The 12,849-nt window shown below is 38.0% G+C and carries 18 protein-coding genes; 8 read left to right on the top strand and 10 right to left on the bottom strand.

What is annotated here, in order from left to right; genetic code table 11:
- Positions 1-89 precede the first annotated feature (89 nt).
- Positions 90-488, top strand: a complete 399-nt coding sequence (locus tag GILLI_RS06240; RefSeq protein WP_006988261.1) for an acyl-CoA thioesterase — start codon at positions 90-92, stop codon at positions 486-488.
- Here GILLI_RS06240 and GILLI_RS06235 read toward each other — a convergent pair.
- From GILLI_RS06235 to ribD, 4 genes are read right to left on the bottom strand one after another with little or no spacing between them, the layout of a single operon-like run.
- Positions 485-1,099, bottom strand: a complete 615-nt coding sequence (locus GILLI_RS06235; RefSeq protein ID WP_006988260.1) for a YigZ family protein — start codon at positions 1,097-1,099, stop codon at positions 485-487. The genes GILLI_RS06240 and GILLI_RS06235 overlap by 4 nt on opposite strands.
- A gap of 2 nt (positions 1,100-1,101) precedes the next feature.
- Positions 1,102-1,977, bottom strand: coding sequence for an EamA family transporter (locus GILLI_RS06230; RefSeq protein ID WP_006988259.1), 876 nt, complete (start codon positions 1,975-1,977; stop codon positions 1,102-1,104).
- A complete protein-coding gene (locus GILLI_RS06225; protein WP_006988258.1) occupies positions 1,974-2,579 on the bottom strand; it encodes an HAD family hydrolase in 606 nt (201 codons plus the stop codon). The genes GILLI_RS06230 and GILLI_RS06225 overlap by 4 nt, the downstream gene beginning before the upstream one ends.
- Positions 2,572-3,633: a bifunctional diaminohydroxyphosphoribosylaminopyrimidine deaminase/5-amino-6-(5-phosphoribosylamino)uracil reductase RibD gene (ribD, locus tag GILLI_RS06220; protein WP_006988257.1), complete on the bottom strand. Its 1,062-nt coding sequence runs from the start codon at positions 3,631-3,633 to the stop codon at positions 2,572-2,574. The genes GILLI_RS06225 and ribD overlap by 8 nt, the downstream gene beginning before the upstream one ends.
- Before the next feature lie 29 nt (positions 3,634-3,662).
- On the opposite strand from ribD, the gene GILLI_RS06215 reads away from it, so the two are divergent.
- The 4 genes from GILLI_RS06215 (at position 3,663) to GILLI_RS06200 (ending at position 6,547) form a co-directional block, all read left to right on the top strand.
- Entirely contained in the window at positions 3,663-4,148 is a 486-nt protein-coding gene (locus GILLI_RS06215; RefSeq protein ID WP_006988256.1) for a GNAT family N-acetyltransferase, read from the top strand.
- Between the two features lie 50 nt (positions 4,149-4,198).
- Positions 4,199-5,059 (top strand): peptide chain release factor N(5)-glutamine methyltransferase, encoded by an 861-nt coding sequence (prmC, locus tag GILLI_RS06210; RefSeq protein ID WP_006988255.1) that lies wholly within the window; start codon positions 4,199-4,201, stop codon positions 5,057-5,059.
- 138 nt (positions 5,060-5,197) lie between these two features.
- A complete protein-coding gene (locus GILLI_RS06205) occupies positions 5,198-5,809 on the top strand; it encodes an LOG family protein (RefSeq protein WP_006988254.1) in 612 nt (203 codons plus the stop codon).
- A gap of 66 nt (positions 5,810-5,875) precedes the next feature.
- The gene (locus tag GILLI_RS06200) at positions 5,876-6,547 is read left to right on the top strand and encodes a VOC family protein (RefSeq protein WP_006988253.1); all 672 of its coding nucleotides are present in this window, start codon (positions 5,876-5,878) and stop codon (positions 6,545-6,547) included.
- Positions 6,548-6,624: 77 nt separating this feature from the next.
- Here the strand turns inward: GILLI_RS06200 and GILLI_RS06195 are convergent, their stop codons facing one another.
- The 5 genes from GILLI_RS06195 to GILLI_RS18850 all read right to left on the bottom strand — a co-directional run bounded on the left by GILLI_RS06195 (position 6,625) and on the right by GILLI_RS18850 (position 9,235).
- A complete protein-coding gene (locus GILLI_RS06195) occupies positions 6,625-7,266 on the bottom strand; it encodes a peroxiredoxin (protein WP_006988252.1) in 642 nt (213 codons plus the stop codon).
- Between the two features lie 100 nt (positions 7,267-7,366).
- Positions 7,367-7,927 carry a thioredoxin family protein gene (locus GILLI_RS06190; protein ID WP_006988251.1) on the bottom strand — a complete coding sequence of 187 codons (561 nt, stop codon included), beginning with the start codon at positions 7,925-7,927 and terminating at the stop codon, positions 7,367-7,369.
- A gap of 116 nt (positions 7,928-8,043) precedes the next feature.
- Positions 8,044-8,352, bottom strand: a complete 309-nt coding sequence (locus GILLI_RS19010) for a transposase (RefSeq protein ID WP_280985187.1) — start codon at positions 8,350-8,352, stop codon at positions 8,044-8,046.
- Positions 8,353-8,441: 89 nt separating this feature from the next.
- Positions 8,442-8,744: a transposase gene (locus tag GILLI_RS19005; protein WP_280985174.1), complete on the bottom strand. Its 303-nt coding sequence runs from the start codon at positions 8,742-8,744 to the stop codon at positions 8,442-8,444.
- Entirely contained in the window at positions 8,741-9,235 is a 495-nt protein-coding gene (locus GILLI_RS18850; protein ID WP_245545608.1) for a DUF4372 domain-containing protein, read from the bottom strand. Before GILLI_RS18850 ends, GILLI_RS19005 begins: the two co-directional genes overlap by 4 nt.
- Positions 9,236-9,394: 159 nt before the next feature.
- On the opposite strand from GILLI_RS18850, the gene GILLI_RS06180 reads away from it, so the two are divergent.
- The 3 genes from GILLI_RS06180 to GILLI_RS06170 are packed head-to-tail and all read left to right on the top strand — an operon-like array spanning position 9,395 to position 12,286.
- On the top strand, positions 9,395-9,730 hold the full coding sequence (locus GILLI_RS06180; protein WP_006988250.1) for a tRNA-binding protein: 336 nt from the start codon (positions 9,395-9,397) through the stop codon (positions 9,728-9,730).
- Positions 9,731-9,748: 18 nt separating this feature from the next.
- Positions 9,749-10,057, top strand: coding sequence for a hypothetical protein (locus GILLI_RS06175; RefSeq protein ID WP_006988249.1), 309 nt, complete (start codon positions 9,749-9,751; stop codon positions 10,055-10,057).
- A 60-nt stretch (positions 10,058-10,117) separates the two neighbouring features.
- Entirely contained in the window at positions 10,118-12,286 is a 2,169-nt protein-coding gene (locus tag GILLI_RS06170; RefSeq protein ID WP_006988248.1) for a TonB-dependent receptor, read from the top strand.
- Between the two features lie 162 nt (positions 12,287-12,448).
- Here the strand turns inward: GILLI_RS06170 and GILLI_RS06165 are convergent, their stop codons facing one another.
- Complete coding sequence (locus tag GILLI_RS06165; RefSeq protein ID WP_006988247.1) at positions 12,449-12,829, bottom strand: hypothetical protein; 381 nt, start codon at positions 12,827-12,829, stop codon at positions 12,449-12,451.
- Positions 12,830-12,849 lie beyond the last annotated feature (20 nt).

Here is a 12,849-nt window from a genome sequence, read left to right as displayed (position 1 = left end):
TTAGGTCTTGAATTTTAATAAAATTTTGTGCATACTTCCTTTCAGCTATGAAAGTACAAAACCTGTTTAAATAATCCGCGAAATATTTTATGAAAAGACACCATACTTTTGTTAAAGTTAGATATGCTGAAACCGACCAAATGGGAGTGGTGCATCACGGAAATTATGCAGAATACCTTGAAATTGCCCGCTTAGACTGGCTTGATCAATTAGGCGTCTCATATAAATCACTTGAAAAAGAAGGAGTGATGCTGCCGGTTTATGAGTTGAATACAAAATTTATTAAACCTGCCTACTTTGATGATGTCCTGAGAATTGAAACACAGCTCAAGGAATTACCCCGTGTTAAAATTGAATTTTCCTATCAGGTTTTTAATCAGCAGGATGAACTTATAACTACCGCTTATACTATTTTGGTTTTTATGGATTCTAAAACAAAAAAACCTATTCGTTGTCCGGAATATATTCTGGATAAAATAAAAAGTTAGCCATCCATTTTTTTTATTTCCACTTTATAAACAGCCTGGAATTTCTCAAAAATGTCCTCAGCCTCTTTTTTTCGTACAGAAATATAAATTTTGCAGTCCAACCCTAAGTTTTGGCTTGTAATATTAAGTTCATGTTCTTTTATGATCCTCATTACGATATTCATCTCTGGATAATCAAAATGGATCTCAAAAACTTCATCAATGGTTCTTTTTACAATTTTGCTGTTTTCCAAAGCCATTTGAGCGGACGTTTTATACGCCTTGATCAATCCGCCAACACCCAATTTCACCCCTCCAAAATAGCGTACAACAACGATTAGAATATCGGTGACATCAAAGGACTGGATCTGGCCATAAATTGGCATTCCTGCAGAATTTGAGGGTTCTCCGTCATCGTTTGCTCTAAACTGCCTGTGTTCTTCATCTTTTCCAATTTGCCAGGCGTAACACCAATGTCTGGCCTGATGGTGTTTCTTTTTTAAATCCTCCAGGTGTGCTTTGACTTCCTCTTCGGAAATTACAGGAAATGCATAACCAAAAAACTTAGAGTTCTTGTCTTTAAAAAGAACATCTTCACTTGGTTTGAAAATGGTTTTATAGGTATCCTTCAAATTTAAAAGTTTAAACTGTTTGCTACCAGTAAAATACTGATGATCGCCAGGATGATTCCAATCCAGTTCTTCCGGAGCAAATGTTCCTTGAATAAAACTATACCCAGAAGTGTAGAAACCAGGACAATTGCCACATTATTGATGGTGAAAACAGTTGAACTTTCAAAGCCTTCGCTTCTTAGTGCCAACACAAGAAAATAGATGGAAAAATAATTTGGAATTCCAAGGATGATTCCACCCAAAATGTTCTTGCCGGTAATTCTAAGTTTCCCCATTGTGGCCTGTACTGCTAAAATGGAAATTCCTATGGTGCCGGCAATTGCAAAAATGGTAGTTGAAAATAGTGCAACATCATCCTTAGCAACATATGTGGTTTCCAGATATTTTATCAACGTATCTATAATTCCGCTTCCCAGGAAAACCAGGAGAGGGAATATCAGGTTTTTAGTTTTGATTGCGATGCCTTCCCGGGTTTTTATGGAACTTAGGTAAACCGCTATTAAAGCAAGAATGATCCCTGTAACTTTTAGAACCCCTGTACTTTCGTTGTAAAGAACAACTCCAAATATTACCGGAATGGCCACAGACATTTTTGTAGCTACCGCTACAACTGAAAGTCCGCTGCGTTGGGTGGTGATTGCCGCCAGGTTAAAAACTAGAATAAACAAAGCTCCAAGTATTAAAGTTCCTGGGAACCACAATTTTGTTGGAATAAGGGAAATATCGGTTTCCTTTATGAATCCGAAAAATCCTACCAAACAGGCAATAAAATAATTTATCACGATCGCCTGCATCGTATTTACTTCAAACCTTTGGAAAAGTTTGAAGATGACGAAAATTAAACTGGAAGCAAGTACACTAAGCAGAAGATAGATCAAAATAATTCCTTTTTAATAGTGAATAAATCTATAACATCTTCCCTGGAAGGGTTTAGGTTCCAGGTGTGAATTCCCATTGCAGAGGCGGCTTCCGTGTTTTCTTTGGTATCATCGATAAACAAACAATCTTCAGGATTGAGATTATGTGTTTTCAGTACAAATTCATAAATATTGATATCCGGTTTTCTTAAGTTTATCTCGTGAGAAAGATAGAATGCATCAAAACAGGTCTTGAACTTTTCGAAAAAGGGAACGTTCTTAATGATCCATTCAATATGGATCTCATTGGTATTGCTAAGCAAAATAAGTTGGTACTCTTTTTCTTCGGAAAGTTTCTTGATAAAGTTGAACCGGTATTCAGGAAAATCAATCAGGATTGCATTCCAGGAATTTGTAATACTACCGTGTTCCAGCCCAAATTCATTTTTATAGGAATTGAGAAACTCTTCTGAAGAGATCAAACCTTTTTCATATTCCAGGTTTTTCCTCGTGATAACTTCAGGCAATTTTTTAATAGCAAATTTCTCCAGCTCCCGAAAAGTAGCTGCCTTGTCCAAATTGACAAAAATATCTCCAAAGTCGAATATAATAGTTTTAATCATTGATGTAAATCTTCAATTTATCTGATAGCAGATTATGTTCCCCTGCTAACTTCCCATTAAATTCCGGAGCTTTTACTCCTTCCGGAAACATGGCTTCTCCCGTAAATATTCTTGCTTCATCCCAAAGGCCAGAATCTATAAATGTTTGAAGGGTTTTGCCTCCACCTTCAATTATTACCGATTGAAGTTCATGAGTGTATAAAACTTCAACAATTTGAGGTGCTATTTCCTTATTAAAATCGATGGCCTCCAGGATTAGTTCATTTTTTCCGATTTCATTTTTTGTAAAGGAATCTCTAGAAGCCTGAGAGGTGATAACAATGGTTTTTATTGAGCGATCGAACAAAGCAGAGTCTTTTGGGGTCCTAAGGTTTTGATCGAGTAAAATCCTTACGGGATTTGATCCTTCCCATAACCGGGTATTAAGTTTGGGGTTATCTGCAACGGCTGTATTTGTCCCCACTAAAATAGCCTGTTCCTCACTGCGCCATTTGTGAACTAATTGCCTGGAATATTTGTTCGTGATCCAAACTGGTGCTCGCTCTTTCTTCGACAGGGGTGCGATAAAATTATTTTTGGTTGAGGCCCATTTCAAAATAATATAGGGGCGTTTTTTTTCGTGAAATGTAAAAAAACGTTTGTTCAGTTCCCTGCATTGATCCTCTAAAATTCCAACGCTGACTTCACACCCGGCATCCAGCAATTTTTTTATTCCTTTTCCCTTAACTTTTGCAAAGGGGTCAACAATGCCTATAACCACTTTCTTGATTCCCGAGGCGATAATTAAATCGCTACAGGGGGGAGTTTTTCCATAATGACTGCATGGTTCCAGGCTCACATAGATCGTTGCTTTTTTTAAAAGAGATTGGTCTTTTACAGCTCTTATGGCGTTTACCTCTGCATGAGGTCCTCCTGCTTTTTGATGCCAACCTTCCCCAATAATGCTGTTTTTATAGGTCAAAACGCTTCCCACCAATGGATTTGGATAAGTAGTTCCAAGCCCGTTTTGAGCAAGCTGAATGCACCTGTTTATATATTTTTCGTGTATCTTCACGTCACAAAAATAGGATTTATTAGTAAGAAATGAGTAGTTATAAAATACGCGAAATTCAACCAAAAGACAATCAACAGGTTGCAGAGGTTGTGAGAAAAGTTTTAGTAGAAATGGGAGTACCAAAAGTTGGAACTGCATATGAGGATAAATCGCTGGACGATATGTACAGCACTTATGATCATCCTGGTATGAACTATTTTGTTGTTGAAGAAAACGGGAAACTTATAGGAGGTTGCGGGATAGCACCTTTATCAGGTGCAGAAACAGGCATTTGCGAATTGCAAAAAATGTATTTTCTCCCGGAAGCACGGGGAAGAGGTATTGGAGCAGAAATGATGAAAACCTGCCTTAATTACGCGAAAAAAGAGGGGTACAAGCAGTGTTACCTTGAAACACTTCCCTATATGGAGCACGCCAGGAAATTATATGGTCGTTCAGGATTTTTATCTCTGGAGAAGCCTATGGGGGATACAGGACATTATAATTGTACCATGTGGATGATAAAAGACTTGTAAGTTTTCTATAAAAAATGAACCCCTGAATTCAATTTTTAAAAACCTAAAATGTGCTAGTTTCCCAAATAAAAATAAAATTTCACGATCAGCTTAAAAAGGAATATCCATCCGGGGAAATACAATCGTTTTTCAATCTGTTAACAGAAGCTTATCTTAAAATGAGCAGACTTGATCTTGCTCTCGATCATAGGAGAGAACTTTCAGCTTCTGAAGAAAAAAAGTTTGAAGATGCACTTCTCCAATTGCTGAAACACGAACCAATTCAATATATCCTGGGGGAAACAGAATTCTTCGGATTAAAATTTAAGGTAAATAAAAATGTTTTGATCCCCAGGCCAGAAACTGAAGACCTGGTGCAGTGGATCCTGGAGGATCTCAAAAGTTCAAAAAGCGGGGAACTGTCTATTCTGGACATAGGAACCGGAAGCGGATGTATTGCTATAAGCCTTGCAAAGAAGCTGCCAAAAGCCAGAGTTTCAGCGATCGATATTTCTAAAAGTGCCTTGAAAGTTGCCAGCGCGAATGCTAAAATGAATGGGGTAGAGGTAGCTTTCATTTTGCAGGATATTCTAAAAACAACTGTATTACAAGAAAATTATGACCTTATAGTTTCAAACCCGCCCTATGTTAGGGAGCTGGAAAAAAAGGAAATGCACCGGAATGTGCTGGAAAATGAGCCTGAAATGGCATTGTATGTGAAAGATCTGGAACCTTTAATTTTTTACCAAAAAATAACGAAATTAGCAGAGACCGGTTTAAAGCAGGGCGGAAGTTTGTATTTTGAGATTAATCAATATTTGGGAAAAGAGACTGCCGAGGTTTTAAACTCCGGTGGTTTTAAATCCTTTTCCGGAAAGGATATTTTTGGAAATGACAGAATGCTGAAAGGAACGAAAGAATCAAGAACCTAGGGGCAGACCAATGAGGTATGTCCCGAGCTATCGGGAGGAAAATCCTTTTAAAAATTCGAGGCATCCTGATATAGGGACGGGGAACCTGCCGGACGGTCAGGCGGGTTGAACCCTCAATGAGGGATTAAATTTATTAAAATGAAAAATTTGGAGGAATCACAAAACAATATTTATAGCCTGGCAGTTTTTTGTGCCAGCAGTGATGGACTGGACACAAAGATTTATGAGGATGCCTATGAGGTTGGAGCGTTTTTGGCCAAAAAAGAAATAGAACTCATTTACGGTGGAAGTAAACTTGGCCTTATGGGGCAGGTTGCAAAGGGTGCATTATTCAATAACGGAAAGGTGACGGGAGTGATCCCGGATTTCCTCAAAACCAAAGAGGTGGTGCATACGGGATTGACAAGTTTAATTACCACAAAAGATATGCATGAGAGAAAGCTTAAAATGCACGATCTTAGCGAGGGTTTTATTGCATTACCAGGTGGTTTTGGTACCCTGGAAGAATTGTTTGAGATTTTAACCTGGGGACAACTTGGGCTCCACAAAAAACCAATTGGAATTTTAAATATAAATGGGTATTATGATGATTTGATTGAATTGCTCCATAAAATGGTTCGCAAAGGTTTGTTGAAGGAAGAGAATATGAATCTGGTTTTGGTTTCGGAAACTATGGAATCGCTGTTTGAAAAAATGCTGTATTTTAAACCTATGCCTGTTCCAAAATGGATGAATAAAAATCAGACTTAACTAAATCCCGCCAATGGGATTACTATTGTAAGGGCACTATAAAGTAATTAATTCCTATAACCTTTTATGAAAATTGTATCACTTGAAATATCGACTACCCGCTTACTGAAACAACTTCGGTTTTATAGAGATACATTGGGCCTGGAAATTAATAATGAAGATGAAGATTCTTTTGAGGTAAGCCTGGGATATTCAGTTTTGAAATTTCAGCAAAATGAAGATGCCACCCCATATCACATCGCTTTTCATATTCCGGACAAGCAGGAGAATCAGGCTCTTAAATGGCTAAAAGCCCGTGTGGAAATATTAAGGAATAACCAGGAGGACATCATTGATTTTAGTGGATGGAATGCCAAATCGGTTTATTTTTACGATAAAGATTTCAATATTCTTGAATTCATCTCAAGAAGAGATTTCAATAAACCGGAATCTCCGGATTTTTCAGAAAAAAATTTTTTAGGGATTGCTGAAGTTGGTTTAGCTACTGCCTTTATCGAAGAGAAATATCAGTTTTTGCATGAAAAATGCAATTTGGAGGTCTTTGACGGAAATTTTGAAAATTTCTGTGCTATCGGTGATGATCAAGGACTATTGATCACCATAAATAAAAATCTTAAGGACTGGTTTCCTACTGGAGATGCTGCTTACGGATCAGATTTCAGAATAAAATTTGAACATAAGGGTAAAAATTGTGAGTTGATTTTTAATCATGATCGTTTAAAAATGGTAAAAAAATAACTCCTCTCCGGGAAAAATAATCCGGACAGGAGTTGGTTCTATTCTTAAAACTTTTATTGTGACTAGAAACGGCTTAACTAATTTAAATTTGGCTGAGGGGTCATTCTTAAGTATGACTTAACCTCCTTAAAACCTTTTGGAAAAAGCTTTTTAGCATCTTCATTCGAAACCGAAGGGCTAATAACAACATCTTCTCCTTCTTTCCAGTTTGCAGGAGTAGCAACTTTGTGGTACGCCGTAAGTTGTAAAGAGTCTATCACTCTTAATAATTCCGCGAAATTTCTTCCGGTACTCGCGGGATAGATGATCATTAACTTGATGGTTTTATCTGGAGCTATTATAAAAACCGATCTTACCGTTAAGGTATCGTCAGCCTTAGGATGGATCATATCATATAAGTTAGATACTTTTTTATCCTCATCGGCAATTATTGGAAAATTAACGGTGGTGTTTTGAGTTTCGTTTATGTCCTTGATCCAATCCTTATGTGATGCTACACCATCTACGCTAAGAGCTAGAACTTTGACATTCCGTTTTTCAAACTCGTCTTTATATTTTGCTGCGGCCCCTAATTCAGTAGTGCAAACAGGTGTATAATCTGCCGGATGAGAGAATAAAATCCCCCAATTGTCTCCTAAATAATCATAAAAATTTATTTTTCCTTCTGAAGTTTCCGCATCAAAGTTGGGTGCTTTATCTCCTAATCTAAGTGTGCTCATTGTATTTTTATATTAGAATTTCAGCTTAAAATTAACCAATATATAATTGAATACCTGTTAATTATATATCAAATAAATCAATGATGCCATAGGAGATTGACTAACTATTTTTCCACTTTATGTTGCACCCAATACTTGGTTTTTGAGGCTCATGTACCTTTCTGTTTCCTAAAACGGCATCAAGCGCTTCCCTAAGATCCCTTCCGTTTACAGGGATGCCATTGCCAGGCCGGGAATCATCCAATTGACCGCGATAAATAAGTTTTAATTCAGAATCAAATAAATAAAAATCGGGCGTGCAGGCTGCATCATAGGCTTTCGCTACTTCCTGGGTTTGGTCATAGAGATAGGGGAAAGGATAATGATATTTTCTTGCTAATTTCCACATAAGGTCGGGATGATCATTTGGATACTCTTCAATGTTATTGCTCATAATGGCTATAAAGCTAAATCCGGATACCCTGTAATCATTTGCTATGCGTACTAATTCATCATTTACATGTTTTACAAAAGGACAATGATTGCAAATAAACATAACCAAAGTTCCTTTTTCACCTTTAAGATCTTCGAGGGCCATCATCCTATTTGAAATTGCATCTACCAATCTAAAATCCGGTGCTTTGGTTCCCAGCGGAAGCATGTTGGATTCTGTTCGAGCCATAACTTTTTTAGATAAATTTACATTAGTGTCCGACTAAAATACGTTTTTAGTTAATAGTGTCCTTTACGTTCAGTAAAACTGTTTTGTTTTTGTCTTTTTTCAATAGCAAGGGGTCTTCAAAAAAGGCTTAGTTGCTTGTCTGGTGGTTTTGTGGTTAAAGCTAGCCACTGTTTGCTTGGGTTTTCAAGGAATTTGAACAGGTCTATATAGGTCATCAAGTGAAAGCGCACCATTGATACCATATTGGAGTATGCCCATCTGCGCTTGGTCTTCCGCTGCACAACAAGCATCAGCAATTGTATAATAAGTCCGCACCAAATCTGTATTTCGATAGCATTTTGATTGTCCCCGAGGAAGTATTTTAGTGGAAAATTTTGCTTAAGCCTCTTGAACATTGTTTCTATCTGCCATCTGTGCTTGTATATAGCTGCTATTTTATCCGGACTGATCAGAAAGTTGTTTGTGATAAACTCAAGGACCTTGTTTGTACCTGCATCCCAGTAAGCAACTCTTCTCAGCCCAACGGTCTTATCTTTTTTTGAACCGTGATATGCTCATCCTTTAGTACGGCATCACTTGTAGTATCGGACAGGTCAAATTCTTTAATACCAATATAACGTGCGTTCTCTTTTTGTCTGGTTACAAAATAGATATCATCATCTATCCATTGCGCAAATTGTTGGTAATCGTTATACGCTTTGTCAAAAACGACAAAAGATCCTTTTTCTAAGTTCAGATCCTTTAAGAAAGTGTGGTCGTGCGTTGCCGCACTTGTAAAACGGACAAGGCAGGGAACGTCCTCTAAGGCGTTGATCATTGTGTGCATCTTAATGCCACCCTTCTTTTTCCGTTAATCGGATTGCGCCCAACCCCTCTTAAAATGTCACTGAAGAGGCTTATAGTGGTAGAATCCACGATCTTTAAGTGTTTTACCGGCAAGGACAAAGAACTGCTGTCCGATAAAAAACTGCGATACTGATCAAACAGGCTATAATATATACTGGCAAAGACTTCGCTGCTACGTTTCCTGTTAGCGTCTGACAAGGTGCTCCGTTTTGGAAAATGTGTAAGGTTCAGATGTCCTATCCTGCCCTCGCAGGCAAGCAGTACGGTAGATAGCTCCCGTAAAGAACTCACACCGCTCAAAGTGGCATAAAGCATAGTGACCAAATGCTCATAGGTCTTAAACCGTTTATAATACCTATCGCTTTTATACTTGTGGGCTGTCCGGGCAATTGTTGGGGCAGGTAATAACTTTAAAAGCTGTTTGATGATAGGCTGTCCGCTAAAATTTTTACTTTTGTTCATATATCGAGTTTTGTGGTAAAAACAAGATATAAACTAAAGCGGGAAATCCGTATAGGAAATCCCGCTTTTAAAAAGTTTTATCGGACACTAATGATAAATTTACAATACAATCTGGAGTTTGCACAGTTTTTCTATCTTTATTGAACATATAAATATCCTATGGAAATTACCTGGAAAGATTTTGAGAAAGTAGAAATGAGAGTGGGAACCATCTTAGAAGTTGATGATTTTCCGGAGGCAAAGAAACCGGCTTATCAAATGAGGATAGATTTTGGCGAAAAGCTGGGGATCAGGAAAACGTCTGCACAATTAACCAAACGATATCATAAGGAGGATTTGATAGGGAGGCAAATAGTTGCTGTTGTAAATTTCCCACGGAAACAGATAGCCACTTTTATGAGTGAATGCCTCATAATGGGGGCAGTAGACGGCGAGGGTGATGTTGTACTCCTGCATCCCGACTTAAAGGTGGAAAACGGTTTACGAATAGCATAAAATTTGTAGTTTTGTTAAATGAAAATCGGCGGATTCATTTTAGCCTTACTTGTTACTTCCCTTAGTATAATTCCCTGTTGTTCTTTTGATAATTGTGGAGATGAAACTGTTGCGGAAAATAAAAATGAGAAGGTTCCTGATGAAGGTGAGGATTCCTGTTCTCCCTTTTTAAATTGCGGCAGCTGTGCAGGATTTACTGTTCAAAACACTTCCGAAGAAAATAATGCTACATATAATTCACCAAAAGATAAAACTGCTGCCCATTACCGGCGTAGAATTACCGGTGAAGTGATAAATACTATCTGGCAGCCGCCCCGGCTAAGTTAGTGAACTTTCGTGATGAGATCTTCATCAATAAATAAAGACATTAACTTAAGAATAATAAAAATGCATAAAAAGATACTGCTTATAGCAGCATTATTAGTTGCCGGAATTTCCCAAAGTCAGAATATATTTAAAGCAAAAGTAACCGATGCCGAGACCAGTACTCCTCTTATGGGAGCCAACGTGATAGTTAAAGGTTTGAGCCTTGGTGCCATGGCAAATGAAGGAGGACTGGTGCAAATAGAAAATATTCCCGATGGGGATCAGGTAATTCTCGTAAGCTTCCTGGGGTATTTGCCCAAGGAAATACCGCTAATTTTTCCTTTGGAAGATGCCGGGGTAATGGAAATTACCCTGGAACCTTCAGGAGAAGAAATGGAGGAAGTTTTAATTTCTTCCACCAGGTCCCGAAGAACGATCGTAGATCTTCCTACCCGGGTTGAGGTAATAAGTGGGGAAGAACTTGAGGAAAAAGGGAATATGAAACCCGGAGATATAAGGATGTTATTGAACGAAACTACAGGGATCCAGACCCAGCAAACCTCCGCAACATCCTACAATTCGAGCATTCGGATTCAAGGGCTGGATGGAAAATATACGCAGCTTTTAAAGGATGGATACCCCTTGTATTCAGGGTTTTCAGGAGGATTAAGCCTCCTGCAAATTGTTCCGCTTGACCTGAGGCAGGTCGAGGTGATCAAAGGAGCTTCTTCCACCCTTTACGGAGGTGGCGCGATTTCCGGATTGGTAAATTTAGTATCCAAAGAACCTACAGAGGACCAGGAAATTAACTTACTGTTGAACGGGACTTCAGCCTTAGGCCTGGATGTTAGCGGATTTTACTCTAATACCTTCGGAAAAGTGGGAACCACAGTTTTTGCTTCCTATAATATTGGATCTCCTTACGATCCCGCAGATATTGGATTAACTGCAATTCCTGAATTTAGGAGATATACGGTAAACCCCCGTTTGTTCTATTACTTTAATGATCGTACAACCTTAGACATTGGAGTGAATACGGTTGTAGAGGAGCGAACCGGTGGAAATGTAGATTTTATAGAAGGAGAAGATGTTGACAATCCCTATTTTGAAAGAAATAAAACAGACAGGATCACGACCCGCGCAGGTTTTAGCACTTTATTTGAAGATGATTCCTTTTTAAGTATTAAAAATAGTTTCAGCTTTTTTGAGCGAACAATTGAAATTCCGGATTACACCTTCTCAGGGAATCAATTTGCTTCTTTTAATGAAGCTTCCTATAATTTTGGAAATAGCGAACTGGAATGGGTTGCCGGATTAAATCTTTGGGTAGATAAATTTGACCAGGAAATCGGGCAGGGATCTCCGGCAGTAGATTATAACCACCTAACTTATGGAGCTTTTATCCAAAATAACTGGAAAGTGAATCAACTTTTTAGTTTAGAAACAGGTTTAAGAACAGATTATCAAAATGAATACGGCTGGTTTATTCTGCCACGTGTTTCGGCTATGTTTAATTTTAGTAATAACTGGACTGCACGAATAGGAGGGGGATTAGGATATAAAACTCCTACCGTTTTTACTGAAGATGCAGAAAGGATCCAGTTCCAAAACGTTCTGCCTATTGACGTAGATAATACTGAAGCTGAAGAATCCATTGGTGGTAACCTGGATGTGAATTACAGAAGTGATCTATTTGAGACTATCGATTTTACCGCTAATGTGCTTTTGTTCTATACTAAAGTTGATAAACCCTTGATTCTTACTAATACGGCTTTTAATACTTTTGAATATTTGCAACCAGATGGTTTTATTGACACAAAAGGGATTGAGGCAAATTTTACTTTTGGATATAAAGATTTTAAACTGTTTACGGGATATACCCTGGCAGATGTAAATCAACATTACAGTGGAGTAACGACCAAAATGCCGCTGGTTGCTACTCACCGTCTTAATAACGTATTAATGTATGAGGTGGAAGAGAAGTGGAAAATTGGATTGGAAGCTTATTATTTTAGTCCGCAGAAACTGAACGATGGCCTTACAGGGCAGCAGTACTGGATTTTCGGATTGATGATGGAAAGGTTGTGGGAAGATTTCTCGATATTCCTAAACTTCGAAAACTTTACAGATACACGCCAAACCAGGTTTGATTCTATTTTTACAGGTTCAATCTCAAATCCACAATTCCGCGATATATACGCACCTGTTGATGGTTTTGTTATAAATGGAGGAATAAAGGTCAAATTGTAAAATGTCTCCGGATTTTTCACGCAACCTTAACGCCATAGGGTTTTAAGTGACGGTAAGTTTTTTTTAAAATTTATTAAAAACCAAGAGGATACTACTGAAGGATCCGTTTAAACAGAAAAAATAAAGTTGCCTCCGAAAATAATTTCCGGAGGCAACTTCTTTTTATTTTTTCACTTTTTGATATTTATAGTCACAGCCTTCAATACAGGCAGGATTACTAACTATCATAATAGTACCGTCAATTTTGAAATTTAGCTTGCCAGTTCTATTGCAGTTCGTGGTTATAACCCCTTCAGCATATTCAGCAATTTGAGGACTTCCCTCTCCACACCAGCCATTAGTATTCCTAACCTTGTTATTGCTCAGGAATTCTATAGATTCAATCTTATCTGTTGGAGTGAATTCTGTAAGCCCTCCAATACTTACCTTAGTCTCCACAAGCTCCCAGGCAATCCCTTCTGCAGGAAGATTTTCTTCAGCAGAATTACACCCCGAAAATGCTATAAATGCAGTCAGTAAACACGTTAACACTAATTTTTTCATAAGATCCCAAATTGGTTTTT

Origin of the sequence: Gillisia limnaea DSM 15749 (assembly GCF_000243235.1) — a bacterium.
In the GTDB taxonomy this organism is placed as follows: Bacteria; Bacteroidota; Bacteroidia; order Flavobacteriales; family Flavobacteriaceae; genus Gillisia; species Gillisia limnaea.
This window is presented reverse-complemented; position numbering and strand designations above follow the sequence as displayed.